General features: G+C 72.3%; 26 protein-coding genes and 1 riboswitch. Of the genes, 19 read left to right on the top strand and 7 right to left on the bottom strand.

Annotated elements, in window-relative coordinates; genetic code table 11:
- The first annotated feature begins 93 nt into the window (after positions 1-93).
- Complete coding sequence (locus ACIBKY_RS12870; protein WP_397096824.1) at positions 94-957, top strand: LysR substrate-binding domain-containing protein; 864 nt, start codon at positions 94-96, stop codon at positions 955-957.
- Here the strand turns inward: ACIBKY_RS12870 and ACIBKY_RS12865 are convergent.
- Positions 945-2,117 carry a glycosyltransferase family 4 protein gene (locus ACIBKY_RS12865; RefSeq protein WP_397096823.1) on the bottom strand — a complete coding sequence of 391 codons (1,173 nt, stop codon included), beginning with the start codon at positions 2,115-2,117 and terminating at the stop codon, positions 945-947. The genes ACIBKY_RS12870 and ACIBKY_RS12865 overlap by 13 nt on opposite strands.
- Positions 2,114-2,956 (bottom strand): sulfotransferase family protein, encoded by an 843-nt coding sequence (locus ACIBKY_RS12860; RefSeq protein ID WP_397096822.1) that lies wholly within the window; start codon positions 2,954-2,956, stop codon positions 2,114-2,116. The genes ACIBKY_RS12865 and ACIBKY_RS12860 overlap by 4 nt, the downstream gene beginning before the upstream one ends.
- A 127-nt stretch (positions 2,957-3,083) precedes the next feature.
- On the opposite strand from ACIBKY_RS12860, the gene ACIBKY_RS12855 reads away from it, so the two are divergent.
- The 7 genes from ACIBKY_RS12855 (at position 3,084) to ACIBKY_RS12825 (ending at position 9,914) form a co-directional block, all read left to right on the top strand.
- Entirely contained in the window at positions 3,084-3,221 is a 138-nt protein-coding gene (locus ACIBKY_RS12855) for a hypothetical protein (RefSeq protein WP_397096821.1), read from the top strand.
- 215 nt (positions 3,222-3,436) lie between these two features.
- Entirely contained in the window at positions 3,437-4,156 is a 720-nt protein-coding gene (locus ACIBKY_RS12850) for a GntR family transcriptional regulator (RefSeq protein ID WP_397096820.1), read from the top strand.
- A 2-nt stretch (positions 4,157-4,158) separates the two neighbouring features.
- Entirely contained in the window at positions 4,159-4,386 is a 228-nt protein-coding gene (locus tag ACIBKY_RS12845) for a ferredoxin family protein (protein WP_184961290.1), read from the top strand.
- Positions 4,387-4,402: 16 nt separating this feature from the next.
- Complete coding sequence (locus ACIBKY_RS12840) at positions 4,403-5,770, top strand: ABC transporter substrate-binding protein (RefSeq protein ID WP_397096819.1); 1,368 nt, start codon at positions 4,403-4,405, stop codon at positions 5,768-5,770.
- On the top strand, positions 5,767-6,537 hold the full coding sequence (locus ACIBKY_RS12835) for an ABC transporter permease (protein WP_397096818.1): 771 nt from the start codon (positions 5,767-5,769) through the stop codon (positions 6,535-6,537). The genes ACIBKY_RS12840 and ACIBKY_RS12835 overlap by 4 nt, the downstream gene beginning before the upstream one ends.
- Positions 6,534-7,262, top strand: a complete 729-nt coding sequence (locus ACIBKY_RS12830) for an ABC transporter ATP-binding protein (RefSeq protein WP_397096817.1) — start codon at positions 6,534-6,536, stop codon at positions 7,260-7,262. Before ACIBKY_RS12835 ends, ACIBKY_RS12830 begins: the two co-directional genes overlap by 4 nt.
- Positions 7,263-9,914, top strand: a complete 2,652-nt coding sequence (locus ACIBKY_RS12825; RefSeq protein WP_397096816.1) for a fumarate reductase/succinate dehydrogenase flavoprotein subunit — start codon at positions 7,263-7,265, stop codon at positions 9,912-9,914.
- Positions 9,915-9,949: 35 nt separating this feature from the next.
- Here ACIBKY_RS12825 and ACIBKY_RS12820 read toward each other — a convergent pair whose 3' ends face one another.
- Positions 9,950-10,567: a PepSY domain-containing protein gene (locus tag ACIBKY_RS12820; RefSeq protein ID WP_397096815.1), complete on the bottom strand. Its 618-nt coding sequence runs from the start codon at positions 10,565-10,567 to the stop codon at positions 9,950-9,952.
- A gap of 81 nt (positions 10,568-10,648) precedes the next feature.
- A riboswitch (cobalamin riboswitch) is annotated at positions 10,649-10,794 on the top strand.
- A 94-nt stretch (positions 10,795-10,888) separates the two neighbouring features.
- Between ACIBKY_RS12820 and ACIBKY_RS12815 the strand changes: the two genes are divergently transcribed.
- Positions 10,889-11,074: a hypothetical protein gene (locus ACIBKY_RS12815; RefSeq protein WP_397096814.1), complete on the top strand. Its 186-nt coding sequence runs from the start codon at positions 10,889-10,891 to the stop codon at positions 11,072-11,074.
- A gap of 113 nt (positions 11,075-11,187) precedes the next feature.
- Here ACIBKY_RS12815 and ACIBKY_RS12810 read toward each other — a convergent pair whose 3' ends face one another.
- Positions 11,188-14,619 carry an AAA family ATPase gene (locus ACIBKY_RS12810; RefSeq protein ID WP_397096813.1) on the bottom strand — a complete coding sequence of 1,144 codons (3,432 nt, stop codon included), beginning with the start codon at positions 14,617-14,619 and terminating at the stop codon, positions 11,188-11,190.
- Positions 14,620-14,721: 102 nt separating this feature from the next.
- Here ACIBKY_RS12810 and ACIBKY_RS12805 point away from each other — a divergent pair, with 102 nt between their 5' ends.
- The 7 genes from ACIBKY_RS12805 (at position 14,722) to ACIBKY_RS12775 (ending at position 20,524) form a co-directional block, all read left to right on the top strand.
- On the top strand, positions 14,722-15,726 hold the full coding sequence (locus tag ACIBKY_RS12805; RefSeq protein WP_397096812.1) for a GTPase family protein: 1,005 nt from the start codon (positions 14,722-14,724) through the stop codon (positions 15,724-15,726).
- A 15-nt stretch (positions 15,727-15,741) separates the two neighbouring features.
- Positions 15,742-15,951, top strand: coding sequence for a hypothetical protein (locus ACIBKY_RS12800; RefSeq protein ID WP_184961307.1), 210 nt, complete (start codon positions 15,742-15,744; stop codon positions 15,949-15,951).
- 4 nt (positions 15,952-15,955) lie between these two features.
- Positions 15,956-18,196: a PKD domain-containing protein gene (locus ACIBKY_RS12795; RefSeq protein ID WP_397096811.1), complete on the top strand. Its 2,241-nt coding sequence runs from the start codon at positions 15,956-15,958 to the stop codon at positions 18,194-18,196.
- Positions 18,197-18,657: 461 nt separating this feature from the next.
- Positions 18,658-19,080, top strand: a complete 423-nt coding sequence (locus ACIBKY_RS12790; RefSeq protein ID WP_397096810.1) for a hypothetical protein — start codon at positions 18,658-18,660, stop codon at positions 19,078-19,080.
- A 57-nt stretch (positions 19,081-19,137) separates the two neighbouring features.
- On the top strand, positions 19,138-19,701 hold the full coding sequence (locus tag ACIBKY_RS12785) for a hypothetical protein (RefSeq protein WP_397096809.1): 564 nt from the start codon (positions 19,138-19,140) through the stop codon (positions 19,699-19,701).
- Complete coding sequence (locus tag ACIBKY_RS12780; protein ID WP_397096808.1) at positions 19,694-20,320, top strand: hypothetical protein; 627 nt, start codon at positions 19,694-19,696, stop codon at positions 20,318-20,320. Before ACIBKY_RS12785 ends, ACIBKY_RS12780 begins: the two co-directional genes overlap by 8 nt.
- Positions 20,321-20,326: 6 nt before the next feature.
- Positions 20,327-20,524: a hypothetical protein gene (locus ACIBKY_RS12775; protein WP_397096807.1), complete on the top strand. Its 198-nt coding sequence runs from the start codon at positions 20,327-20,329 to the stop codon at positions 20,522-20,524.
- Positions 20,525-20,577: 53 nt separating this feature from the next.
- Here ACIBKY_RS12775 and ACIBKY_RS12770 read toward each other — a convergent pair whose 3' ends face one another.
- On the bottom strand, positions 20,578-21,009 hold the full coding sequence (locus tag ACIBKY_RS12770) for an ATP-binding protein (RefSeq protein ID WP_397096806.1): 432 nt from the start codon (positions 21,007-21,009) through the stop codon (positions 20,578-20,580).
- Positions 21,010-21,024: 15 nt separating this feature from the next.
- Positions 21,025-21,795 (bottom strand): SigB/SigF/SigG family RNA polymerase sigma factor, encoded by a 771-nt coding sequence (locus ACIBKY_RS12765; RefSeq protein WP_397096805.1) that lies wholly within the window; start codon positions 21,793-21,795, stop codon positions 21,025-21,027.
- A gap of 175 nt (positions 21,796-21,970) precedes the next feature.
- Here ACIBKY_RS12765 and ACIBKY_RS12760 point away from each other — a divergent pair, with 175 nt between their 5' ends.
- Positions 21,971-22,300 (top strand): anti-sigma factor antagonist, encoded by a 330-nt coding sequence (locus ACIBKY_RS12760; protein WP_397096804.1) that lies wholly within the window; start codon positions 21,971-21,973, stop codon positions 22,298-22,300.
- Here the strand turns inward: ACIBKY_RS12760 and ACIBKY_RS12755 are convergent.
- On the bottom strand, positions 22,297-22,998 hold the full coding sequence (locus tag ACIBKY_RS12755) for an ANTAR domain-containing response regulator (protein ID WP_397096803.1): 702 nt from the start codon (positions 22,996-22,998) through the stop codon (positions 22,297-22,299). The genes ACIBKY_RS12760 and ACIBKY_RS12755 overlap by 4 nt on opposite strands.
- A 60-nt stretch (positions 22,999-23,058) precedes the next feature.
- Between ACIBKY_RS12755 and ACIBKY_RS12750 the strand changes: the two genes are divergently transcribed.
- Positions 23,059-24,888, top strand: a complete 1,830-nt coding sequence (locus ACIBKY_RS12750; protein WP_397096802.1) for a SpoIIE family protein phosphatase — start codon at positions 23,059-23,061, stop codon at positions 24,886-24,888.
- Positions 24,889-24,984: 96 nt separating this feature from the next.
- Complete coding sequence (locus ACIBKY_RS12745; protein WP_397096801.1) at positions 24,985-26,094, top strand: glycosyltransferase; 1,110 nt, start codon at positions 24,985-24,987, stop codon at positions 26,092-26,094.
- Positions 26,095-26,188 lie beyond the last annotated feature (94 nt).

Here is a 26,188-nt window from a genome sequence, read left to right as displayed (position 1 = left end):
GGGGATTGATCACTCCCAGTGCAGCACCGCGCCGGCCGCGCCGTCCAAGTCCGTCTGGGTGGCGCCGATACCGTGCGGGTATCGTCGCGGGTCATGGAGCTACGCACGCTGCGCTACTTCGTGGCGGTCGCCGAAGAACTCCACTTCGGCCGGGCCGCCGCCCGGTTGCACATGAGCCAGCCGCCGCTGAGCCGGGCCATCAAGCGGCTGGAGTCCGACCTGGGCGCCACCCTGCTGCGCCGTTCCGCCGCGGGCGTCACCCTCACCGCCGCCGGCGCGGCGCTGCTGGACGACGCGCGCACCCTCCTCGACCAGGCCGACCGGGTACGCGCCCGCGTCGCCGTGGCCGCGGGGGCATCGTCGATCACCGTCGGCTTCCTGAGCGACAGCGCCGACCGGGACGCGACGCGGCTGGCCACCGAGTACCGCCGGTCGCACCCCGGCGTCGAGGTCCGCATCCGCGACACCGACCTGACCGATCCGACCTGCGGACTGCGCGCCGGGCTGGTCGACGTGGCGCTGACCCGCGGGCCGTTCGACGAGAGCGGCCTGACCGTGCGCCTGCTGCGCGCCGACCCGGTGGGTGCGGTGCTGCGCGCCGACGACCCGCTGGCCGGCCGCGGCCACCTGACCCTGGCCGACCTGGCCGACCGGCGCTGGTTCCAGTTCCCCGACGGGACCGACCCGATCTGGCGGGCGTACTGGAACGGGGGGCCGGCCAGGGAAGGGCCGGTGGTGCGGGCCGTACAGGAGTGTGTGCAGGCCGTGCTCTGGAACGGGACGGTCGGGCTGGCCCCGCTCGGCCACCACCCGCCCGCGGAACTGGCCGTGGTGCCGCTGATCGACATGGCGCCCAGCCGGGTGGTGGTGGCGTGGAACGAGGGTGACACCAACCCGCTCATCCGCTCGTTCGTCCGGGCCGCGGTGGCGAGCTACCGCGACCGTCAGGGCCAGTAACTGTCGGTGACCTGCTCGCCGCCCAGCAGTTCGCCGAAGAAGTCCTCCCACATCGGCATCACCACCTCGATGGCGTATCCGCCCGCGGTACGCGCGGCCGCCGCACCCATCCGGAGGCGTTCGGCGCGGTCGGACATGAGGCGGTCGAGGGCGGCGGCGAAGGCGCCGACGTCTCCGGGGGCGATGATGAGGCCGTCGCGGCCGTCGGTCAGCACGTCGGCCGGGCCGGTCGGGCAGTCGAAGGCGACGACCGGCAGCGCGTGGGTCATGGCCTCGATCATGACCATGGGCAGGCCCTCGAAGCGGGAGCTCAGGGCGAAGACGGAGGCGCCGGCGAGCTTGGCGTCCAGGTTCTGGGTGCGGCCCATGAGGCGGGCCTTGGCCTGGAGGCCGTGGTCGTGGATGAGGGCGGTCAGCTGGGGGCGTTTGGGGCCGGTGCCGTAGATGCGGAGCCTCCACTCGGGGTGCCTGGCCGACACCTGGGCGAAGGCGGGGATGAGCAGGTCGAAGCCCTTCTGGTGGACCAGGCGCCCGGCCGCGATCACCACGGGGTTGTTCTGCGTGGCGGCGGTGGTGTCGGCGGTGTGCACGGCGTTGGGGATGCGGACGATGGGGGTGGCGGGCAGGGCGGTGCGGTATTCGTCCCGGCTGGCGGCGGTCAGGACGGCCACGGCGTCGAGCTTGGCGTAGTGGCGCAGGATCTGGGCGCGCACGGGCTCGCGGTAGGCCGACAGCGGCATGTGCTCCTGCGCGACGCGGACCACCCGGCGCGAACCGCGGCGCGCGGCGATCAGGCTCAGCGCGGGCCGGGTGGTGACCAGGACGCCGCCGCGCACACCGGCCACGTAGTCGATGACGGAGCGTTCCACGCGCTCGGTGAAGTAGTCGGCGGCGAACTCGCCGAGCGGCACGATCTTGCCGCGCACACGCCGCCACGCCTTGCGCGCCGTGGAGTCGGCGGCGATCCCGTCACGCTGGTCGACCAGCGTGGACACGCGCAGGCGCGGCTCGAAGGGGAAGTGCGGCTCGTCGCGGCGGCGTACCACGCTGACGACCTCCACCTCGTGCCCGAGACGGGCCAGCGCCCCGGCCTGGCCGAGGACGGTGCGCACGGTGCCGCCCATGCCGTAGGCGTGCAGGAGCAGGTATCGGACTTTCATGGTGTGTATCCCCACGCCTCGCAGATGGGCCCGAGGATCTCGGGGGTGTCGGCCGGGACCTCGCGCGCGGGCTGCACGACGCCGGAGGCGATCTTGTCCGTCCAGTCGCCGAGGCCCTTGCGGATCACTTCTGGCCGGCCGTACTCGATCATGCCGGGCTCCCATGCGAGGCCGAGGAAGTCGCAGACGGCGCGGGTGGCGCGCTCGGGGGCGGCGGTGAGGTCCTCGTAGCGGACGGTCGGTCCCGGCAGAGCCTCCCTCGCGCGCTGGACCGCGTTCATGTAGCGCAGCGCGTCGGCCGCCGCCTCCTCGCGGGTACGCCGCTCGGGCGCGGCCTCGTACCAGGAGGCGGCGATCGCGGCCGGATGCCGCACCAGGAACATGAACCGCGCGTCCGGCCAGCAGGTGGCGAGCCGCCGGTGGGCGAAGGCGTTGGCGGGCGTCTTGTCCACCAGGTACGGCTTGCCGCTGCGCACCAGCTCGCGATGGAGCACCCGGTCCCACAGCAGGTGTTCCAGATCGGCGCGGTTGTGCCCGAGTTCGGTCATGGCGTGCTCCGCGAGCTTCGTACCGAATCCGACGGTCAGGCGGCGGATGTGCAACTCGTGCGGGGCGTGCAGCTGGGAGTGCGCGTTGAGCATCGCCCGCAGCAGCGTCGAGCCGGACCGCACCGGGCAGATCACGAAGACCGGCGCGACGAGCAGCCGATCGGTGCCGGGATGGGCGGGCGGCCGGACGGTTCCGAGCTCAGCGGGACGGGTTTCTCCCTTTTCCGGGCGCTTGAGTTGGTATCCCGTGTACCTGGCCAGCGCCTTGTTGAATCTGCGCTGCCATGTCATGCCGCCGGACGGTACTCCGCGAATCTGAAGCCCAGCTGGCAGCCATATCCTTTGCCCTTTTTAGGTTGTTTGCCGCGTACCTATTGTTAAGAATCTTTCGAGAAACCCGGTCAAGGGAGTCAGGACAATGATCGCCTGGATTGTGTTGTTCTACGCGACGCTGACGGTCGTCGGAGTGTGGGCGACCGTGCGGCTGACATGCCCACGTCGCCAGAAGCTCCCCGCGCCGGCCGACCCCTCACGCGTCCCCGCCCGCACCTCCTAGCGGAACCTCGGCGGGAAGATGGTGCGCGGGTCCAGGATCGAACGCGATGGCGGAGTGCTCTCGCGGTGGCCGGCCGGTCGCCGGAGAACGTGACGAGGCTCCGGCCGCGCGGGTGAGTGGCGGATCTCGGGCGGGCCGGCTGGTGGGGCGGGTGGGCGAGTGGCGCAACCTCGCCGTTATCCCTATTAACCTACCGGATTGCTAGGTTTAGCCGTGTGGAGACACGGCGACGGGCCGATCGGGCCCGGCAGGTGGCCGATCTGCTGCGCGGGCAGATCGTGGACGGGCAGTTCGGGCGGGGCCGGCTGCCCCGGGAGGCGGCGCTGGCCCGCGACTTCCGGATCTCGCGCAACACCGTCCGTGCCGCCCTCGATCTCCTGCGGGAGGAAGGGCTGGTCGAGCGGTGCCCCGGCGTGGGCACCACGGTGGCGGCGGAGAAGTACCCGCACGGGCTGCACCGGCTGCTCGGACTCGCCGAGACCCTCCACGAACACGGCGAGGTGGTCAACCACGTACGGACCATGACCCTCATCGAGCCTCCCGCCGCCGTCAGCCGGCGGCTGCGGGTGCCGCCGGGCGAGGACGTCGTCTACCTCGAACGGCTCCGGCGGCTCAACGGCGTGCCGCTCTCCCTCGACCTCACGTACCTGGTGCGCGAGGTCGGCGAACCGCTCTTCGACGCCGACCTGGCCCACAACGACATCTTCGTCCTGCTCGAAGCCATCGCCGGGCAGCCGCTCGGCACGGCCGAGCTCAGCCTGGAGGCGGTCAACGCCGACGCCCACACCGCCGCCGCGCTCGACGCGCCGCGCGGCGCCGCGCTGCTCATGGTGGAGCGGCTCACCCACCTGTCCGACGGCCGCCCGGTCGACCTGGAGTTCATCCGCTTCAGGGGCGACCGGCTGACCATGCGCGGCCACCTGAACCGGGAGTAGCCATGGCTCTGATCACCCAGCGGGTCGAGGTGCCCGTCACCATCGACGAGTCCCTCTGCATCGACGGCTGCACGCTCTGCGTGGAGGCCTGCCCGCTCGACTCGCTCGCGATCAGCGACGAGACGGGCAAGGCGTACATGCACGTCGACGAGTGCTGGTACTGCGGCCCGTGCGCGGCCCGCTGCCCCGTCGACGCCGTCACCATCGACATCCCCTATCTGCTGCGCTGAGCCGAAAGGACGAGCCATGCGCGTGGTCCTCGCCGCCGCCCTCCTGCTGGCGCTCGCCGGCTGTTCCCTCTCCGGTACGGCTGCCGCCCCCGGCAAGAAGAAGCTGGTCGTCGGCTACCAGTCCAAGACCATCAACACCGTGACCGCGGGAACCCTGCTGCGCGAGCTCGGCTACCTGGAAAAGCGCCTGGGCGACGGGTACGCCGTCGAGTGGCAGGATCACGACACCGGTGCCCCGATCACCGCCAAGATGGTCGCCGGGAAGATCGACATCGGCTCGATGGGCGACTACCCGCTGCTGATCAACGCCGCCCGCGCCAAGAACACCGAACTGGTCTCGATCACCGGCTACAACCTGCGCGGCGGCCTCAACATGGTGGTCGTCCCGCCCGCCTCGAAGGTCACCACCCTCGCCGGGCTCAAGGGCGCCAAGGTCTCGGCCAGCGTGGGCTCGGCCGGGCACGGCACGCTGGTCCAGGCGCTGGAGAAGGCCGGGCTCGACCCGGCGGCCGACGTCGAGGTGGTCAACCACCAGCCGCCGGTCGGCGCCTCGCAGCTGGAGGCCGGCGGCGTGCGGGCGTACGCGCAGTTCGTGGCCTGGCCGGGGCTGCTGGTCTTCCAGGACAAGGCCAAGCTGATCTACGACGGCTCCGCCCTGCGGGTGCCCACCTTCCACGGGGTGGTGGTCCGCGAGCCGTACGCGAAGGAGAACCCGCAGGTCGTGGACGCCTTCCTCAAGGCACAGATGGACGCCACCCGCTACCTGCACGAGAACCCGCTGCGCGCGGCGGAACTGGTGGCGGAGGCGACCGGGCTGCCGCCCGAGGTGGTCTACCTGTACAACGGGCCCGGCGGCATCGCGACGTTCGACGTCACGCTCAAGCCGCAGCTGATGGCCGCCCACCGGCACGACATCCCCTACCTCAAGCGCATAAGTCAGGACTTCGCCGGAGTGGACCTCTCCCGCTTCGTCAACGACTCCTACCTCCGCAAGGCGTACGGCCCGGCCTACGACGCCGACACCGCCTCGACCGCCAACCCGGCGAAGATCACCGGCACCGACCCGGCCTGCGGCGTCCCGGTCGCCGACCCGCGTACCGCCTCGGAGCTGTGGCCGGCGGCGGGCGGCACCCGGCCCGCCGCGACCCCCACCTGCCTGCTGCGCCAGATCGCCGCCGCGGGAGCGGGAAAGATCCGCGCCGCGTACGTGCCCGACACCGCCACCGGCACCCGCTGGTTCGCCGACAAGTCGGTCTGGCTCCAGGAGAAGGACTCCTACCTGCCCTTCACCACCCGCGACGGCGCCGACGCCTACCGCGCCGCGCACCCGGGCGCCAAGCCCGTCACCTACGCCGAAGCCCTGGAGAAAGAGGCGGCGCGATGAGGCAGGCCGCCAGGATCGGCTCGCTGCTGGCCGCCGCCGCGCTCTGGCAGGTGCTCACCGTCACCGACGCCCGCCTGTGGCTGCGCTTCGACCGGCTGCCGTCGCTGGACGAGGTCGCGGTGCGCTTCGCCGCCGAGCTGACCACCTCCCTGTACTACCTCGATCTGCTCCAGAGCCTGCTGCGCATCCTCACCGGCTTCGCCATCGCCGCCGTGGCAGGGGTCGCGGCGGGTGTGCTGGTCACCCGTTCGCGCCGGGCGGGGCCGGTACTGCTGCCGCTGCTGGAGGTCGTGCGGCCGATCCCGGCCATCGCGCTGGTGCCGATCGCGATCCTGCTGTTCCCCGCCGACGAGCAGGGCATCGTCTTCATCACCTTCGCCGCCGCCTTCTTCCCGATCATGGTGAGCACACGGCACGCCGTACGCGCGCTGCCGACGCTCTGGGAGGACGCGGTCAGGACGCTCGGCGCCGGTCGCCGCCAGGTGCTGTGGCACGTCGTCCTGCCCGGCATCCTGCCCGGCGTGTTCGGCGGGCTGTCGGTCGGCATGGGCGTGGCCTGGATCTGCGTGATCTCCGCGGAGATGATCTCCGGCGAGTTCGGGGTCGGCTACCGCACCTGGAACTCCTACACGCTGGTCGACTACCCCGCCGTGATCGTCGGCATGGCCACCATCGGCCTGCTCGGCTGGCTCACCTCCGCCGGCGTCGAGCTGGCCGGGCGCCGGGTCACCCGCTGGCTGCCGCGCGGAGAAGGGAGCGGCGCGTGACCACGCTGACCGAGCGGCCCCCCGCCGTACGCGGGCTGGCCTTCGCCGTCCAAGCGCTCACCCTCGGCTACGGCCGCGCGCCTGTGCTGCGCGAGCTGGACCTGGCGATCCGGCCGGGGGAGGTGCTGGCCGTGGCGGGCGCGTCGGGGTCGGGCAAGTCCACGCTGCTGCGCGCCCTGGCCGGGCTGCTGGCGCCCGCCGCCGGCCGGGTCCTGGCCGACGGCGTCGTGGTGGCCGCCACCTCCGCCGATCGCGCCATGGTCTTCCAGGACGACGGGCTGCTGCCCTGGCGGACCGTGCGGCGCAACGTGGAACTGCCGCTCGCGCTCAGGAAGGTGCCGCGGGCCGAGCGCCGGGCGGCTGCGGCGTCCTGGCTGGACCGGGTGGGGCTCACCGGATCGGCCGGCCTGCTGCCCCGCGAGCTTTCCGGCGGCATGCGGCAGCGGGTACAGCTCGCCCGCGCGCTGGCCGGGGCGCCGCGGGCCGTACTCATGGACGAGCCCTTCGGCGCGCTGGACGCGCAGACCCGCGCCGAGATGCAGCGGCTCCTGCTCGGAGTGCTGCGGGAGACCCGCGCCACCGTCGTGTTCGTCACCCACGACGTCGACGAGGCGCTGCTGCTCGGCGACCGCGTCGCGGTGATCGGCGGCGGCGCGCTGCGCACGGTGATCGAGGTCAATACGGAAGACGACGACCTGCGCGCCCGCGTGCTGAAGGAGCTGTAGATGGAGATCCCCGAGCTGAGCGAGCGGCTGGAGCTGGAGTGCGAGGTGCTCGTCGTCGGCGGCGGCACCGCCGGCACGATGGCCGCGATCACCGCGGCCGAGCGCGGCGCCCGCGTCCTGCTCCTGGAGAAGGCCCACGTACGGCACAGCGGCGCCCTGGCCATGGGCATGGACGGCGTCAACAACGCTGTCATCCCCGGCAAGGCCACTCCCGAGGACTACGTCGCCGAGATCACCCGCGCCAACGACGGCGTCGTCAACCAGAAGACGATCTACCAGACGGCCACGCGCGGCCACGAGATGGTCCGCCGCCTGGAGCGCTACGGCGTGAAGTTCGAGAAGGACGAGTACGGCGAGTACGCCGTGCGGCGCGTGCACCGCTCGGGCAGCTACGTCCTGCCGATGCCGGAGGGCAAGGACGTCAAGAAGGTCCTCTACCGGGTGCTGCGCAGGCGCGACATCCGGGACAAGGTCCGCATCGAGAACCGTGTCATGCCCGTCAGGGTCCTGGTCGAAGACGGCAGGGCGGTGGGGATCGCCGGATTCGACACCCGCTCCGGCGCCTTCGTCACGGTCAGGGCGGGCGCGGTGATCCTGGCCACCGGCGCCTGCGGCCGGCTCGGCCTGCCCGCCGGCGGCTACCTGTACGGCACCTACGAGAACCCGACCAACGCCGGCGACGGCTACGCGATGGCCTACCACGCGGGCGCCGAGCTCAGCGGCATCGAGTGCTTCCAGATCAATCCGCTGATCAAGGACTACAACGGGCCCGCCTGCGCGTACGTGGCCAACCCGTTCGGCGGTTACCAGGTCAACAACAGGGGCGAGCGCTTCGTCGACTCCGACTACTGGTCGGGCCAGATGATGGCGGAGGTGGCGGCCGAGATCGCCTCGGCCCGCGGCCCCATCTACCTGAAGCTGACCCATCTGCCGGACGAGACGATCAGCGCGGTGGAGGCGATCCTGCACTCGACCGAACGGCCGACCAGGGGCACCTTCCACGCCGGGCGCGGGCACGACTACCGCACCCACGACGTCGAGATGCACATCTCCGAGATCGGCCTGTGCGGCGGCCACTCCGCCTCCGGCGTCTGGGTGGACGAGCACGGCCGGACCACCGTGCCCGGCCTGTACGCCGCGGGCGACCTGGCCTGCGTCCCCCACAACTACATGATCGGCGCCTTCGTCTTCGGCGACCTGGCCGGAGCGCACGCCGCCGCCGCGGCCAGGCCCGTACCGGCGACGTTGCCGCGGGAGCAGGTGAGCGCCGCCCACGAGCTGGTCTACCGCCCGCTACGCAACCCGGACGGACCGCCCCAGCAGCAGGTCGAGTACAAGCTGCGCCGCTTCGTCAACGACTACGTCGCCCCGCCCAAGACCGCCGCCAAGCTGGACCTGGCGCTGGAGTCGTTCGAGCGCATGCGCGAGGAGATCGCCTCGATGGGCGCGCGCACCCCGCACGAGCTGATGCGCTGCGCCGAGGTGGACTTCATCCGCGACTGCGCCGAGATGGCCGCCCGCGCCTCCCTCACCCGCACCGAGAGCCGCTGGGGCCTCTACCACGACCGCGCCGACCTGCCCGCCCGCGACGACGGCGCGTGGCTGTTCCACCTGAACCTGCGCAAGCGCGCCGACGGCGCGATGGAGTTCCTCAAGCGCCCGGTCGAGCCGTACCTGGTTCCGGTCGAGGAGTTCGCGCCGCCCGCCGCCGCCCCCGCCGTCCTGGCCGCGCACACCGCCGCCCCGGTACGGCGGGCCGCCCCCGTCACCGCCGGGCGAACCGGCGTGGGCCGCCGCTCCCCGCGCATACTCGAACTGCACCGCCTGGCCGAGGAGCAGCCCACCACCGATCAGCTCGCCCCCTACCTGGCCGACTCCGACCCCAAGGTGCGCAGGGCCGCGATCGCCACCCTCACCGAGACCGTCCCCGAGGGCGCCGGTCCCGCCCTGGTCGCCGCCCTCGCCGACGAGCACGGCACGGTACGCCGGGCCGCCGCCACCGGCCTGCGCGAACTCGCCGAGGTGCTCCGCCCGCCCCTCGCCCTGGACGCGGCGCTGGCCGGCGGCGACGCGTTCGTCCGCGCCACCGCCCTGGACCTGCTGCGCGCGCTACGCCTGGGCGGCAGAGACGTCTTCGCCGCCGCGACCGCCGACGCCGACCACCGGGTGCGCATCGAGGCCATCCGCGGCCTGGTCTCGCTGGACGAGCCCGACCTGGTGGCGGCCGCGGCCGGCGACCCGTCACGGGAGGTGCGGGTCTGGGTGGCCAGGGGGCTCGGCATCATCGGCAAGCCCGCGCCCGTGCTGGAGACGCTGGCCGCCGACGCCGACCCGCTGGTCAGGGCCGCCGCCCTGGAGTCGTCGGCCGGCGCGGGCGGGCCGCTGGTGGCGGCGGCCGTACGGGCGATGGACGACCCGCGGTGGCAGGTGCGGGTGGGCGCGGCCCGCGCGCTCGCCGCCGCCGACCGCGCCAGTGCGACGGCGCCGCTCGTGGCGGCGCTGTCGGATGAGAACCTCGACGTGCGCAAGGCGGCCGTGCTGGCGCTGACCCGCTGGGCGGACACGGCCGAAGCGGGTGCGGCGCTGGAGGCGGCGCTGGGCGATCCGGACGCCGACGTGCGCGCCTACGCGCGACGGGCGCTGGCCGGATAGCGCCGCCACGCCGCCTCTCTATCCCGTCAGGCCGGTCAGCCGGTCGACTCGGGCTCGGCCGACGGCGAGACCACGCTGCCGTCGTCCGCGTTGACCTTGACCTTCGCCTTGGTGCCGTCGGCGGCGGTGACGTCGGCCTCCCAGACCACCGTGCCGTCGTCCCTGTCCAGGGACAGCTCGGTGATCTTGCCGTCCGGGTACTCGGCGGCGACCTTCTCGGCGGCGTCGGTGTAGGTGGTCTTGGCCGCCTCGGCGCGCGCCTTGTGCTTGGCCTTCTCCGCCTCGTCGTCGGCCTCCGCCGAGGGCGTGCCGACGACCTTCCAGGTCATCGCGTCGATCCGGACCTTGCTCTCGGCGCCGTCCGCGCCGATGACGGTGACCTTCCACACGCCGTCGTCGGAGTCCAGGCCGGTGACCGTTCCTTCCACGGCGGCCAGCGCGGCCTCGCCCGCCTTCTTGACGTCGTCGGCGCCGACGCCGGCGCCGGCGCTCGGCGAGCCCATGTCGCTGGGATCGGCCGGCGGTGTGGCAGGACTCTGGACGGCGAGGCCGGCGGTGTTCTGGGCGCCCCCGGAACCGCAGGCCGTGATCGTGAACAGCGCGGCGGCGGCCGCGGCCGCGCGAATAGCGTGCTTCTTAGAATTTTCCCCCATGACGTGCACGCTGCCCCGAATATCTCCTAGGCATTCCCGCAGGTCAGTAGATCATGAAGGCGTACGGCCGGGTGCGCAGCGCTCCGGCTATGTCTTGATAGATCCCGAAATAGGCGACGGCGGATCGAGAAGCCGGTGTGAATCCGGCGCGGTCCCGCCACTGTGATCGGCGAGCGAGCCCCTCGTCGCCTCGGCCTTGCCGGCCGGCTGTGCGAGCACCGCTTACCTCGATGACGCGATCTTGCCCGAGTACAAGGCCGCCCATGACCGGATCAAGGTACTGGCCAAGTCCGGCATCGACACCCACGTCAACTCCGAGGAGTGCCCCGACGGCCCGGTCACCGCGGCCCGGCCGAGGAGGAGACCCGTGCCATCGGCCGCGTCTTCGGCGTCGGCGGGCGCGCGGAGCGGCAGGTCGCCGCCATGCGGGCCGTCCTGGACGGCGTCAAGAACAAGCTCGGCGACGTCGAGCCGGCCCGGCAGATCCATCCGGACCGGTTCAAGTGACGCGGGCGGTGCGGCGTGCGGGCGGCTCGTGGCCGACGGCCCGCCCGCCGAGGTGCTCACCGAGCGCCCTGGCCCGGTCACCGCCCTGGCCCGGTGACCGGGCGGGCGGGGCGCTAGGTCGGTGGTTGGCCGAGCAGGGCCCGTGCCCGGGTCGCCAGGGAGGTCATGCCGTCGGGGAGCGCGGTCTGCAGCACCCTTTCCACCAGGGGTGCCGCCTCCTCCGGCCTGCCCTCCAGCACCAGCGCCCTGGCCCGGTCGTAGCGGAGCCTGGCCAGTTGCGGGCGCATGCCGCCGGTGAACTCCTGCGCGGTCCGCAGCCGGCTCAGGGCCAGGTCGTTCTCGCCCGCGGCCATCGCCGCCACCGCGCCGAACCGGGCCGCCGGGCCCATCAGCACCGTCGGCCACCCGGCCAGCGCGACCTCCCGCTCATGCGGGGTGAACAGCTCCGACACCCGCGCGGCCAGCGCCGTCAGCTCGCTCCCGCCCGCGCCCGCCTCGTGCAGGTTCCCGCACGACTCGGCCAGCAGGCTCAGCGTCGGCACCCGCCAGCCGTGGGGCGGGAACGCCGCGAAGCCCCGGGTGTCGTCGGCCAGCTCGGTGAACCCGTCCATCGCCTCGCCGTACCGGCCGGTCTCGGCGTGCGCCAGCACCAGCGCGGCCCGCCAGATCGGGAAGTAGCCGTGCTGCTCCACCCGGCCGGCCAGGTCGGAGCGCAGCAGCACCTCCAGCTCGCCGCGCTCACGCAGCAGCCAGTAGACCTGGCCGTCCCAGGTCTGGCGCAGCGTGCCGGCGGGCAGTACCCGGGCCTCCTCCAGCTCCTTGACCGAGCGCTCCGCCTCGCCGAACAACCGGGCGGCCGCCTCGTCGAACCGGCCGCACCACAGGTCCATCAGCGTGTCGAGGGCGGTCTGCAGCCACTCGCCCAGGACGCGCGGCTGGTCGGCGATCTGGTCGCGGTGCCGCTTCACCATGGCGGCGGCGGGCTGCAGCGCGCCGAGCCGCATCTGGTCGATGGCCAGCGCCACCAGGGCCTCGCTTTTGAAGTAGGCCGAGCCCGCGCGGATGCCCGCGTCGTGCAGGGACCTGGAGATGCTCAGCAGCTCGGCGGGGGGCGCGAAGTCGTACAGGCCCCACCGGCACTCGTTGAGCACCTCGCAGCGCACCTCGGGCGGGCAGCCGGGGCGCAACCCGGCCAGCGTACGGCGGGCCAGCTCCGGTCCGTCCAGCCACTCCCCGGCGACCGTGCCGGGGCCGACCGCCATCGTCGCCTTGTGCGCCAGGTGCGCGCTGAGCTGGGAACGCAGGTCGGCGGCCTCCTCCTCGTCGTCGTCCGCCAGCGCCTCCAGGGCGTCCTGCAGCAGGAGCAGCAACTGCTCGTCGACCTGCCCGGGGTCCGTCCAGCGCCTGGCCAGCTGGACCGCGGCGCTCGCGCGCAGACGGGGCAGCTCCGCCGCCGTGTCGTGGGCGTCGCGGTAGTGCACGCCGGCCATGTGCATGTCGCCCTGGGCGTTGCGGACGTCGCCCAACGTCATGAGCAGGCCGAACCTGGTCACCGGGCCGCTGGGCAGGCGTATGCCGTACTCGGCCCAGGAACGCGCGGAGCCGACGCCGAAGGCGGCGAGCTCGGCGCGCGCGGCGGTCAGGCAGGCGGTGGCGACCTGTTCGTCGGGCACGTCGGGGCGGGCCGCGCGGGCGTGCACGGCCATGCGCACGGGAAGGTCGGCGGTCACCCGCTCGGCCGTGCGCAGGTGCTCACCGAGCACCTCGAACGCCCGCTTGTGCAGCCTCCTGGCCAGGGCCGGGTCCTCCTCCAGCGTGGCCAGGACCTCCTCGCGCCACAGCTCGTAGCGGAAGCGCACACCGCTGTGCGCCTCCACCGCGCGCTGCGTGACGGCCTCGGCCTCCTGCCTGTCGGCTTCGGCCGGTTCGAGCCGGAGCATCGCGGCGACCAGCGCGGTGTCGATGTCGCCGCCGCCGCAGGTGATGGCCGCCGCCGCCAGCCACGGCAGCAGCGGGCCCGGTCTGCGGCCGAAGCCGGGCAGTACCGACAGCTCGCCCTCGGAGTCGCGTACCTCGCACAACCGCTGCGGCAGCCCGCCCGTCAGCCGGAACGCCTCGGCCACCTCCCGCTCGGACGGCTCGCGCCCCCAGACGGCGGCCAGCCAGGCCGCCACGTCGAGCGGGCCCAGCGGACCCACGGTCACCGGCGACGCCGGGGCCTCCCGCCACGGGCCCTCCGGCCGCCCGGCCAGCACGAAGCCCACGGCCGCCTCGCCGAGCCCGCGGCGCACCTCGACCAGCAGGTCGCAGGCCGCGCGGCTGAGCAACTCCGCGTTGTCGAAGGCGACGATCAGCCCGCCGCCCCTGGCCGCCCAGCGCAGCAGGCCGGCCAGCAGCGACAGCAGGCGCTGCCGGAAGTCCTCCAGGCCCGCGGGCGCGGGGGAGCCGGGCATGGCCGAGATGAAGTCGACGAGCGTGCGCTGGTCGGCGGGGGCCAGGGCATTGTCGCCCGTGCCCAGGTCGCGCTGGAGGCGCGCGTACAGCATGCCGGCCAGCGAGCGCCACGGCTGCAGTTCGCCGCTGTCCTGGCAGCTCACCACCACCGTGCGCGGACGGCTGGCCGCCGTGCGCGCGGTCAGCTCGGCCAGCAGCCTGCTCTTGCCCGCGCCCGGCACGCCCCGCACCGCCAGCAGCCCCGGCAGGCCGGTTCGCAGTGCGAGCAGGGCGGCGAGATGCTCCTGCCTGCCGACCGGCTCGACGGGCACCTCGGGCGCCCGCGTCCGTGCGCGTGTGCCGTCCGGTGGCCGATGCACGTCCACGCCGTGCTCGTGCAGCAGCAACAGGGAGAACGCCCGGTCCACGGCCTCGTCGCGCGGGTGCCGCTCCTCCAGGAGGCTCTCGGCCGCCGCCGCGCCCTCATCGCGCAGCGTGCGCATGAAGCGCAGCAGCCAGATCGGGCCCAGGCCGTCGTGTCCCTCGCCCACCGGCCCGGCCAGCAGCGCGGCGACCTCGTCGTAGCGGGCCAGGCGCAGCGCGGTCTGGGCGAGGTTGCGCACGAGGTCCAGGCGCAGCCTGTCCAGCCTGCGCGCGTGGCGCGCGCAGGCCTCGGGAAGACCTTCCTGCCACGACGCGTACGGCCGGCCGCGCCACTCCCCGGCCGCCTTCGCCAGAACGGCCAGCGCCCGCGCGTCGTCCCCGGCCCCGAGCCGGAGCAGGCCCTCCTTGACCGCGCGCTCGAAGCGGTGGGCGTCGACCACCTCCGACACGTCGCCGTCGAGCACGTACTCGTTGGAGCCCCGCTTGGAGCCGATGACGAGCCCGCCCCGCGCGAGGGTCGGGCGGAACCTGGACACCAGCGGCGCGATGCCCTCGCTGAGCGGCGCCTTGCCCTCCTCCCACAGGGCGTCGGTGAGGATGTCCCGCGAGACGGATCTTCCCGCCGCGATGAGCAGGGTGAGGAGTCTCGCGGTCTTGCCCGGCACTTGCTGCGGGCGCCCGTCCACGATCACTTCAGTACGGCCGAGCACCCGAATCTCAAACGTCACAGCGTCTCCACCCATCAATGCAAGATCATTGCAATGAGCGGCCCGCACAGTAGTAAACACGGCGATCGATGAAGTTTCTACCTATTGCGGGGGTGTTTGCCGGTGTCACCGCCGACTCATTTCTCGGCCGAGCAACTAGAGCGCATAAAAGCGGATGTTCTGCATAAATACGAAAAAGAGGCGGCTAAGCCACTTTCTGTGGTCATCATGGGGCAGACTGGTGCGGGGAAGTCCTCGCTGCTCAACGTCCTCTTCGGTGCCGACCTCCCGACCGGTGACGTCCGCCCGGTCACCAAGGAGCCGGAAGCCATTCACCTTCCCGGAAAATCCGGCCATTCCCTTACTTTCTGGGATATGCCGGGAATAGGGGAATCGGTCGGCGCTGACGTCGATTATATGGCGATGTATAGGGAGAAACTCCTCGGGTGTGACGTCGTCATCTGGGCGCTCCACTCCGACAACCGATCCACCACCTACGAAGCGTCCTGCCTGCGCCGCCTCCTCGGCGGCGCGGACGGCGCCGCCCTGGCCAACAAGCTCACGTTCGTGATGACCAAGGTGGACATCCTCACGCCGCCGTCCTGGATCTTCGCCCTGCACCGCGACAGCGGCGTCTTCGCCCCCGGCGCCCGGCTGGCCGACAAGCTGGCCGCCAAGGCCCTGCACTACGAGGAAGTGTTCGTCCGGCCGTGGGCGCACGCGCTCGTCTCCACCACCTACAACCCCGGCGGCTTCGCCCTCGGCGACGACCGCCTCGGCTACGACGACTACACCATCCGCTACCGCGGCTACGTCAGCGCGGAGGTGTGCCAGAACTACCAGCGCCGCTACCCGGCCGAGGCCGAGGTGTTCGCCAGGCTGCGCGACAACCACCGCGTACTGGCCTGTTCGGCGCTGTTCCGCTTCAACCTGGCCCAGCTCATGGTGGCCGTGGTCAACAAGCTCGGCCCCGGCGCCACCGCCCGCTTCCGCCGCCTGCTCGGCGAGGCGGAACGGCTGGCCGACGTGCCCGTCGACACCATGCGCGGCCTCGGCAACTTCCTCATCTGGGACGGCGCCCGCAAGCTGCTCGACCTGTCCGACCCGACCCTGCCACCGAAGCTCTGAGAGGAGCGCCGATCCATGGCGACGATCAGCGACGACGACATCCTGTACGCGGTCAACCAGCGCAGCAGACAGGACTCCGAATACCGCAGGCAGCTCGACAAGGCCATCAAGCGCAAGGACGAGGACGACATCGCCCGCCTCGTCCGCAAGGCCGTCAAGAAGATCCTCGGCATCCTCGTGGACGTCACCTTCGACATCATCGAGCGCATCCTGGGGAGGTGGTGACCCGATGCGGAAGCGGCGCAAGAGCGGGGTCTCCCGCGTCCTGTCGGCGGTCGTGCTGGTCCTGGGCTGGTTGATCACCACCCCGGTGCCGGCCGCCGCGCCCGTGCCCACCGCCTCGGCCGTGCCCACCGTCTCCCCGGTGCCCACCTCCTCCCCGACCGCGACCTCCTCCCCGACCGCGACCTCCTCTCCGACCGCGACCTCCTCTCCGACCGCGACCTCCTCCCCACCCGCCACCTCCTCCCCACCCGCCACCTCCTCGCCGACCTCGGGTTCCTCGCCGCCCGGCACGTCCTCGTCGGCCCCCGCCCCCGCGCCGGCCTCCGCGCCGCTCTACCGCGTCGGTGGCATCGGCTGTGACGGCCACCCGCACCAGGAGCGGGCCGGAACCGTCACCCTCACCCGCGACGGCGGCTCACTCACGGTCGACATCGAGGTCAGCGACACCCTCTACCCCTCCCGCGCCTTCACCGTCGAGGCATGGGAGGAGGCGCCGGGCTGCTACCCCGACAACGCGCTCAGAGTGCCCGGCGTCGGGCTGAACACGAACTCCTCCGGCTCCGGCTCGACCTCCTTCACCCTGGCACTGCCGTGGAGTCGGCTCTTCCCCGACGGCAGCACGGTCGTGCTGGGCGACGGCCAGGGCAGTGAGAGCCTCGTCATCGTCCTGGACAGGGACAACTCGACCGGCGCCGGCGACAGCTACGCCGCCGGGCCCATCCGGCTCGACCCCGGCGGGCAGGCGCACGCCGACTTCACCACCACGCCGGAGGAGTCGGGCACCGACATCAGGTTCGACGCCTCGGCCGCCACCGTGCCGGACGGCGCCACCGCCCGTTACCGCTGGGACTTCGACAACGACGGCGCGTACGACGAGGAGAGCACCACCCCGGTGGTGCGCCACAGCTACCCCGACAGCGCGGAACGGCAGGCCACGCTCACCGTCGTCCCCAGCCAGGGCGCCCCGGACACCGTCACCAAGGCCGTGGCCGTGCCCGCCGACACCGTCGTCGTCCTGTTACGCGGCATCGAGGCGTTCGGCGTCACCCCCAAGGAGAGCGCCTACAAGCTGGTCACCGAGGCCGCCGCCTTCCGTGACCTGCTCAACCGGCTCGGCTGCGCCGACCTGGCCGAGGTCGCCAGTGTCACCAAGCGCTGCAACACCACCAACCGGGCCAGGCTGCACTGGTCCCCGTACTCCTACCGTGGCCCGAACGGCCAGGCCGCCCCTCTCACCTACGGCGGCGCCGACACCTGGCCCGCGCTGAGCACCACCTCCGCCCACCTGGACCGCCAGATCAGCGAGATCGGCCGCAAGCACCCCGGCGCCAACGTGGTGCTGGTGGGCTTCAGCGAAGGCGGCACCGTCGCCACCCGCTGGGCCGCCGACACCTCGAACACCTCCACGCCCATCGTGACCATCGACTCCCCGCTCTACGGCTTCTGGCCGGAGGACCGCGGTAGCGTCTGGCCCGAGGACATCTTCAACTACTGCGGCATCTCCGTCGCCGGCAACAAGGTCGCCGCCCCCGGCCCCGACTGGACGTTCTCCCAGGTCTGCTCCCGGTGGAACCAGTTCGGCTTCCGCAGTCCCGTCTCCTACGACTGGCGAGCCGGCCGCGCGTTCGGCGAGGGCGGGCAGCTGTCCAGGGCGGTGCCGCTGCAGCTGTTCAGCGCCACCAACCTCAACGACCTGGTCGCGCCGCCCTGGTGGGCCCTTTCCCCGCTCGCCGACGGCAACCGGATCGCCACCTGCTCCAGCCTCGCCGACGGCCACCACGGCTGCGCCCTGCGCGACGCGGGCGTCCTGACCGCGGCCAAGGGCGTGGTGGACGCCTCCCTCGCCGCCGCCAAGCACCGCGAACGGCCGGACGTCGCCCAGACCAGGGCCGGTTGGGGCGCCGGCCTCGGCTCGCAATGGTTCGACGGTCACACCGCCACCGTCACCGCCCTGGGCGGCTTCGGAAGGATCGTCTCCGTCGGCCACTTCGGTACCGGCGACGGCGCCGCGGCCGGCCGCCTGACCTGCACGTGGACAAGCGCGTCCCCCGCGAGGAGCGTCCCGCTGACCGTCACGGACTGGACCGCCCGCTCCTACGTGGTCTTCTGGCGGCCGCCGGGCATCGACATCCTGTTCCGCAGCCGGGTCCGCGTCCTCCCGTACGGCAACGGCAACACCTACACCGCCGACGTCACCGGCAACGACTCCAGCCTCCTCCTCACCCCCGACCCCTGCCGCCCGTAACCCCACCGCCTCCGCCCAGGCCTCCCTCCCCGGGGAAATCCCGGCACCCCGGCCGAGCGGGGCAGCCCCCGACAACCTCGGACACGTCGGGGGCTGCCCCGCTCGGGGACCCCCAGCCGCCCCGCTGCTCCGCCGCTCCGGTGTCCCGCTTCGGCGCCCTGCCGCAGTGCCACGCCGCTTCTTCTCTGGAGCGCCGGTCCACCGCCCAGCCGCAAGGGAGGTGAACCCGTATGCCGGTCGGGCGGGGCCGGTGTGCGGGGGATACCGGGTTGCGGGCGCGAGGCGGAGGTGGCGGGTCCCCTGTAGGAGGGGTTCCACGGGCAGGAGGGTTCCACGGGCAGGAGGGTTCCACGGGCAGGCGGGTGGCGGGAAAGCGGGCAAACCCGTACGACGTCCCGGATCCGCACCCGCGGGCCCCGGACGTCATAGCCTTGGGCGCACAGCCGAGCGGAGGTGCGGGGTTGGGGCGCAGGCCGACGATTGACCGGGACGAGCTGGCGAGGCTCGTCGCGCAGGGGCTCAGCGTGGCGGAACTGGCCGGGCACTTCGGGGTCAGCGAGTCCGGGGTGCTGCAGGCCAAGCGTTCGGCCGGGCTGGTGAAGGGGCTGCTCGACCACAAGGCGGCCCTGCCGTGGAAGGTGGCGCGCGAGCACACCCAGTCGGGTCCCGCCACGAACCTGCGGAACCTGTCGGCGGCCGCACAGGGCAGAGCGCCCCAGCCGGAGCGGCTCAACACCGCCCTGCGCTGGGCGCAGCGGCTCGTGGACAACGACCTGGACGTGGCCTACGACCCGGCGGAAGGGTTCAGGGAAGTGCCGGTCGCCGGTGTCTCGCACGTCGCGGCCGTGCTCGCCGCCGCCAGACTGGCTCTGGCCCGCGAATAAACCCTCTCATTCAGGGCAGCCGAAGGTCTCAACCAAACAGACCGGAGGCGATGAGAGATGACCGCCGAGACGTGGATCTGGGTGGCTGTTGTCGTGGTCGTTCTGGCGGCGATCGCCGCCGTGGGCTACGTGGTCCTGCAGCAGCAGAAGCGGAGCAAGCTCCGCTCGCGGTTCGGCCCCGAATATGAGCGCATCATGTCCGAGCATGACACCCGGCGCGAAGCCGAGCAGGACATGATCGCACGTGAGCAGCGGCACGCCGAGCTGGACATCCGGCCGCTCAGTCCCGAATCCCGCGACGCCTACGCCAGGCGCTGGACCGAGGTGCAGGAGCGCTTCGTGGACGCGCCCGGCTTCGCCGTCACCGAGGCGGACCAGCTGGTCACCGCGGTGATGGCCGAGCGCGGCTACCCGACGGAGGACTATGGGCAGCGGCTGGCCGACCTGTCGGTCGCGCACGCCGCGACGCTCGACCACTACCGGCAGGCCCACCAGATCAGCGGACGCGCCGCCCACAAGGAGGCCTCGACCGAGGAGCTCCGCCAGGCGATGGTGCACTACCGGGCGCTGTTCGAGGAGCTGCTGGAGGAGACGACCCGGGAAGGGCGACGAGATGGCTGACCACGAGCGCCGCGAGGACGAACTGCTCGTCCCCGCCCCGCGCGACGACGACCAGACACCCAACGACAACGCACCCAACGACAACAGGAACGACGACATCGAGAACGACAACACCAGAAACGACGACTACGACACGAGGGCCGTGTACGACACGCAGCCCTCGTCCGCTCCGGAGGAAACGACCGGGGAACACGGGGCCGACCGGAGCCGTGAGCCCTACACCCTGCCGGCCGACGACAGCGTGCCGCCGGCGCCGCCGTACCCCACGGCCGTGGAGAACACAGCCGCCGAGACCACAGCCGCCGAGACCACGGCCGTGGAGAGCACGGCCGTCGGGACGGAGCGGGGGAGCGGTCAGGAGTTCGGGGACGGCGCGTACGCGAGCGGCCAGATAGCCGACCGCTGGCGCGACGTCCAGGCGGGCTTCGTGGACGACCCCAGGGCCGCCGTGGAGCGTGCGGACGACCTGCTGGAGGACCTCCTGCGGGACGTCACCCGTCAGGCCGGCGAGATGCGCGAAAGCTGGAAGAGCCAGCAGGACACCGAACAGCTCCGTCTGGCCCTGCGCGAGTACCGGTCCGTCATGGAGCGCCTGATGGCGTTCTCAGAGAGGAAGTGACCCCCCATGCTGGCGATCGTCTCAGCGATCATTTTCGGCCTCGGCTTCCTGCTCGACCTGCTGAACACCAGGATCGCGGGCGGCATCACCGGGACCACGTTCATGCTGCTCGGTCTGTGCCTGCTGGCCCTTCACCAGGCCGGCATCGGTACGGCGAGCATTCGCAGTGGCACCGGCTCCTGGCGGGGCCGTACCAGGCGATGACGCGCAGGCGAACTCCCGCCGCGGCCTCGCGGCGGGAGGACGGCGCCGCGGCGTCACCCCTTTCCCGAGAAGCGGAGAATGACCGTCGTCCCATCGTCCTCAGGATGAAACTGCACGCTGGCCGACAGAAGCCGCGCCACCCACAGCCCCATGCCGCGGGTGGCGTTCGGCGCTGGACGGGTCCGGCCGTAGTCCTCGTCGGTCCAGACGCCGCGGTCGTAGATCTCGATGACCAGGTCGCCGCCGTCGCTCCAGGAGCGCACGCGGGCGGTGGGCGAGCCGTGGGTGACGGCGTTGGTGGCGACCTCGTTGACGGCGAGCACGAGGTCGCCCGCCTCGTCGTCGTGCAGTCCTGCCTCGCGGGCCTGCGCCTCGGCGAAGAACCGGACCTCGGGCAGGCCGCTCAGGGTGAACTCGAACCCGGACACGCGGGCGCCCGGCGGGGGGCCGGTCGCCCTCGTGCGCGGGTCGGTCTCTCCGTTCACCCGATGGCCTGCCAATCAGCTGGTGAGATCCTGTCGCAACTGGTCGAGGACCTTTCTGAGAATGCGGGAGACGTGCATCTGCGAGATGCCGAACTCCGCCGCGATCTCCGCCTGTGTGAGATTACCGAAGAAGCGCAGCAGCAGGATGTTCTTCTCCCGGTGCGGAAGCGCGTCGATCAGCGGCTTGACGGACTCGCTGTCGATGAGCTTGCTGAGCGAGTCGTCGGTCTCCGGGATGACGTCGCCCAGAGACGCGGCGTCGTCGTCGCTGCCGAGCGGCGCGTCGAGCGAGAGCGTGCTGTACGCGGCGGAGGCGTCGAGCGTGAGCAGGACGTCCTCCTCGCTGATGTTCATCTTGGCCGCCAGCTCGGCGACCGTGGGCGAGCGTCCCAGGTCCTGGCTGAGCTCGGAGACCAGGCGGTTGAGTTCCGAACGGCGCTCCTGGTACACGCGCGGAACCCGGATCGCCCAGGTGCGGTCGCGGAAGTGCCGCTTGACCTCACCGGTCATCGTCACCACCGCGTAGCCCCTGAAGGCGTGGCCCAGCGTGGGATCGAAGCCGTTGACGGCCTTCATGAGGCCGACGTAGGCGGCTTGGAGGAGGTCCTCGATGGGTTCGCCCCGGTAGCGGTAGCGGCGGGCGATCTCCATGGCGAGCGGGCGGTGCATCTCGACGATGCGTTCGCGCAGCCGCTCCCTGACGCTGTCGGGGGTGTCCGGCTCGGTCGTCTCGGCCAAGAGCTGTTCGGCGGTCAGCTCTTCGAGGGCGTATTCCTTCACAGCCATAGCTGCTCCTTGGTCCAAGCCATGGAACGGCCGTCCGCCCGAAAAGCAAAAAAGCCCAGGCAGAGGCACGCCTCACGGCGTTGCAGACGGAAGCCCTCTGCTGGACTTCGAGGATCAGTATCCCCACTTTCGCCGGAAGTATTCCACCCTTCTTGGGTGACAGTATGGTTGCCTCGTGACACTGACCCTGACGTCCTCGCCCCAGGACGGGCTGACGGTGATCCGGGTGGACGGCGTCCTCGACGCCACCACGCGCGATCAGTTCGCCGACTACCTGTCGGCCGCCGGCCCCGACCTCGTCCTGGACCTGTCCGGCGTCACGTTCATGGACTCGCGCGCGCTGGGTCTGATCGTTCACCAGTGGCAGACCAGCCTTGAGGCCGGTTCCCGCTTCGCGCTGATCGGCGTGCAGTACAGCACCGCGAAGGTGATGTGGATCACCGGGCTGGCCAGCCGGCTGCCGCTCTACGACACGCTGGATGAAGCCAAGCGCGCCCTCGCCTAGCCCTTGTTGCTGCTGCTGTGCTCCTCCACCAGCAGTTTGGCGAGGTCGGCGACCTTGATCTGGTGGTGCTGGGAGATACGGCGCAGCTCCTCGAACGCGGCCTCGGCCGAGCAGCCGCTCGTCTTCATGATGATCCCCTTGGCCTGGTCGATGATCGCCCGGCCGGCCAGCGCCTCCTGCATCTGCGCGGCGTCGGTGCGCACCTGCTCGAAGTCCCACAGGTTCGCCATGGCCACGCCGACCTGCTCGGTCAGCATGCCGGCCAGGGCGTGGGCGTCGTGGCCGGGCAGGACGCCGGGCCGTACCGCGTAGAGGACGACCACCAGCAGCACCGGGTCGACCCTGATGGGCAGGGCCAGCACCGAGCGCACCCCCCAGCCGACCGCCAGCCCCGCGTACTCCGGCCAGCGGGGCTCGCGCAGCAGGTCGGGGGCGCTGACCGGGCTGCCGGTGCGCCGCGCCTCGACGCTCGGGCCCACGCCGAGCTCCCGCTCGCCCTCGACGAGGCTGATCAGCTCGCTGTGGGAGCTGGCGACGAGCACGCGCTCGCCCTGCCACTGCTCGGCCGAGCCGCCGGAGCAGCCGGGCACCCCCGCCGCGACGGCGTTGGTCAGCCCCCGCAGGACGCTCTCGGTCGAGTTCTCGTTGTCCAGACGCCCGAGAGTCGCAAGCTCGCGGGCCAGCACCATGGTGTCCATAACGTGTGGGAACCTTCCCTGTATGGCCGTCTTAATCCCTGATGGCGTAGCGTCAGCGTCATGACGACCCCGCTCGAACGTGCCCTCGACTCGCTGACGGAGCGGGTGTCGTCCCTCCGCACGGCCAGGACCGCCTACCCCGATCAGGCGGGTGAGACACTGGACGCCGCCCTCGCCGAGCTCGACACCGCCCTCGAACTGCTCGCCGAGGCCCGCGAACAACTCCGCCGGACGCCCAAACAGGGCTCCAAAAGCGGCGCGCAGCGTGAGCTCAAGCTCCTGCGCCAGGTGCTGCGCGCCTTCCCCGTCCCGGTGTTCGTCCTCGACGGTGGCGCGGTGATCAGGCGGATCAACGCCGAAACCTCCCGGGTGCTCGGCAGCCCCGACGGCTACCTGGTGGGACGCTCGTTCCCGCTGCTGGTGGAGACCTCGCGCCGGGCGGCGTTCCGCTCGCATCTGACCTCCGTGCTCCAGACCGGGCAGTCTGCCACGTTCGAGACACGTCTGAGCCACCAGGGCCGCACGCACACCGTCCAGCTCGTGCTCACCAGGCTCACCCTGCCGGGCGAGCCGCAGCCGCTGGTCGCCGCCGTCGCGCTGCCCACCGAGCTCCAGATTCAGGGGTACGGCGCCGCCACCCCCGCCGCCTCCCACCCCGACGCCGCCCTGCTCATGGCCGCGGCCCACCGGCAGGAACTGCTGGCCGGGATGGCCCGCATCCTGCTGGACGAGGAGAGCCTGCGCCGCCCGGTCGCCCTGGCCCGCGCCGCCAGGCTGCTGGCCGCCGACTGGGCCGACTGGGTGATCGCCGACGTCGTCCGCGACGGCGTGGCCCGCCGTACCACGGTGCTCGCGCCCAAGGACGAGCCCGTCGGCGAGCTGGCCCGCCTGGTGGAACGTGCCGACCCGCTGGCCGGTCGGCTGGTGGCCCAGGTGATGGAGCAGGCGACCGGCGTCCTGCACGAGATGGTCGACGACGAGGACGTGCTCGGCTCCCACGCCGGCGGTCCGCTGCTGACCGCGATGGGCGCCGTGTCGGTGATGTGCGTGCCGATCGGCCCGGGGGAGGGGGCGCTGACGCTGGTCAGGACCCACAACCGGGCACCGTTCACGCTCGGCGACCTCGGCCTGATGGAGCAGGTCGGCGTCCAGCTCGGGCTGGCCGTGCGCGCCCAGCGCAGCTTCCAGAGCAGTTCGCGGGCGGCCGACGCGCTCACCGCGAGCGTGGTGCCGCGCACGATTCCCGAGACGCCCGGCTTCGAGGCGGCGGCGATCTACCATCAGGGCGCGTCGGTCGGCGCCGAGTTCTACGACGTCTTCCCGGTCTCCACCGGCTGGGGCTTCGCGCTCGGCGGCGCGGCGGGCAAGGGCGAGGAGGCCGCGTCGGTCAGCGCCATGGTCAAGGGCGGCCTGCGTGTGCTCAGCGTGTGGGAGAAGGACCCCGACCAAGTGGTCAGGCGGGTCAACGAGGCCATGGTGGCGCAGGGCGGCGGGATGTTCGTGATGGCGCTGGCCGGCTTCGTGAACGGCCGCCGCCTGACCCTGTCCTCGGCGGGTCACCATCCGGCGGCGCTGGTCTCGGCCGACGGCGCGGTCCGCTTCGTCTCGGGGGGCGGGGTGCCGCTGGGCATCGCGCCGGTGGCCGAGACCGCGAGCGAGGAGCTGACGATGGCCTCGGGGCAGACGCTGGTGCTCTACTCCGACGGGCTGGTCTCCTCCAGGAACGAGCGCGGCGAGCCGTACGGGGAGGAACGGCTGGCCGACGTGCTCGGCCGGCACGCGGGCCGCCCGCCCGCGACGCTGGCCAAGGCGATCGAGGACGACCGGCACGCCTTCTCCGGCGGCCGGGTGTGGGACGAGATCGTGATTCTGGCCTTCCGACCTGCATAGGTTTGCGATCGGGGCGAAACAGGGTAAACATAGGGGCGTAGATCGCGTGCCTAAGACGCAGGCACACCTTGAAAGCGCCATTTGCTGAGGTGTGCCATGAATATCGCCATTGTCGCTTCGACCACCGGCAACCAGCGTCGTTATCTTCTCGCCGCCGCCCGTGAGCTCGGACACGACCACCGGGTCACCATCTACTCCCGCCGCACCAGCGCCGAGCCCAAGCAGCGCACCCGGCTCACGCAGGGCGTCACCATTGAGCACATCGACGCCGGGCCGGCCCGTGACCTGCCCGCCGACGACGTGGTCTCCTATCTGCCCGAGCTCGGCCGCTACCTGATGCGCAAGTGGAGCGCCGAGCGGCCCGACGTCATCCACGCCCACTCCTGGACGACGGGCCTGGCCGCCGTGGCCGGTTCCGAAGGGCTGGGCGTGCCGGTGACGCAGACGCTCCACCCGTCCGGGACGACCCATCTGAAGCTGGAGCAGGCGCTCGGCCGCCGCGCCAGCGCCGTCATCGCCGGCTCCGGCGACGAGGAGTCGGCGCTGATCCGGCTGGGCGTGCCACGCCGCAGCATCGCGGTGATCCCCGCGGGCGTGGACGTGAGCAGGTTCCGCCGCCTGGGCGCGGTCGCCGCCCGCGGCACCCGCAAGCGCATCCTGCACGTCGGCTCGCTCACGCCCGGCATGGGCGCCCACACCGCCGTGCGCGCGCTGAGCGCGATCCCCGACGTCGAACTCGTCATCGCCGGCGGCCCCGACCCCGCCGACCTGGACACCGACCGCGAGGCGCGCCGCCTGACCGACCTGGCCGCCAACCTGGGGGTCGGCGACCGCGTACGCCTGCTCGGCCGGGTGCCGCGCGCACAGGTGCCGCGCCTGATGCGCAGCGCCGACGCGGTGGTCACGCTGCCGCGCGAGGTGCCCAGCGGCGTCGTCGCGCTGGAGGCCATGGCCTGCGGCGTCCCCGTGATCGCCTCGGCCGTCGGCGCCCACCTCGACTCGGTGGTGGACGGCGTCACCGGCATGCTGGTCCCGCCGGACCGCCCCGCCCGTACGGCGCGGCTGGCCCGCACGCTGCTGACGGACATCACGCTGCGCACCGCGCTCGGCTACGCGGGCGCCGACCGCGTCCGCTCCCGCTACTCGTGGGAACGCATCGGACAGGAACTCCTGCGGGTCTACGAGGACGCTCTCGTCCGCGCATGATCACTCAGATGTACGGCGGCGCCGCCCGGAGACCCCGGCGGCGCCGCCCGCATGTTCCGGACGGACCGAAACGCGGCCTTAACGGCCCCCGCGA

Origin of the sequence: Nonomuraea sp. NPDC050394 (genome assembly GCF_044459065.1) — a bacterium.
Taxonomy (GTDB): Bacteria; Actinomycetota; Actinomycetes; order Streptosporangiales; family Streptosporangiaceae; genus Nonomuraea.
Note: the sequence above shows the minus strand (reverse complement) of the source record. Positions and strands in the feature narration are given on the sequence as shown.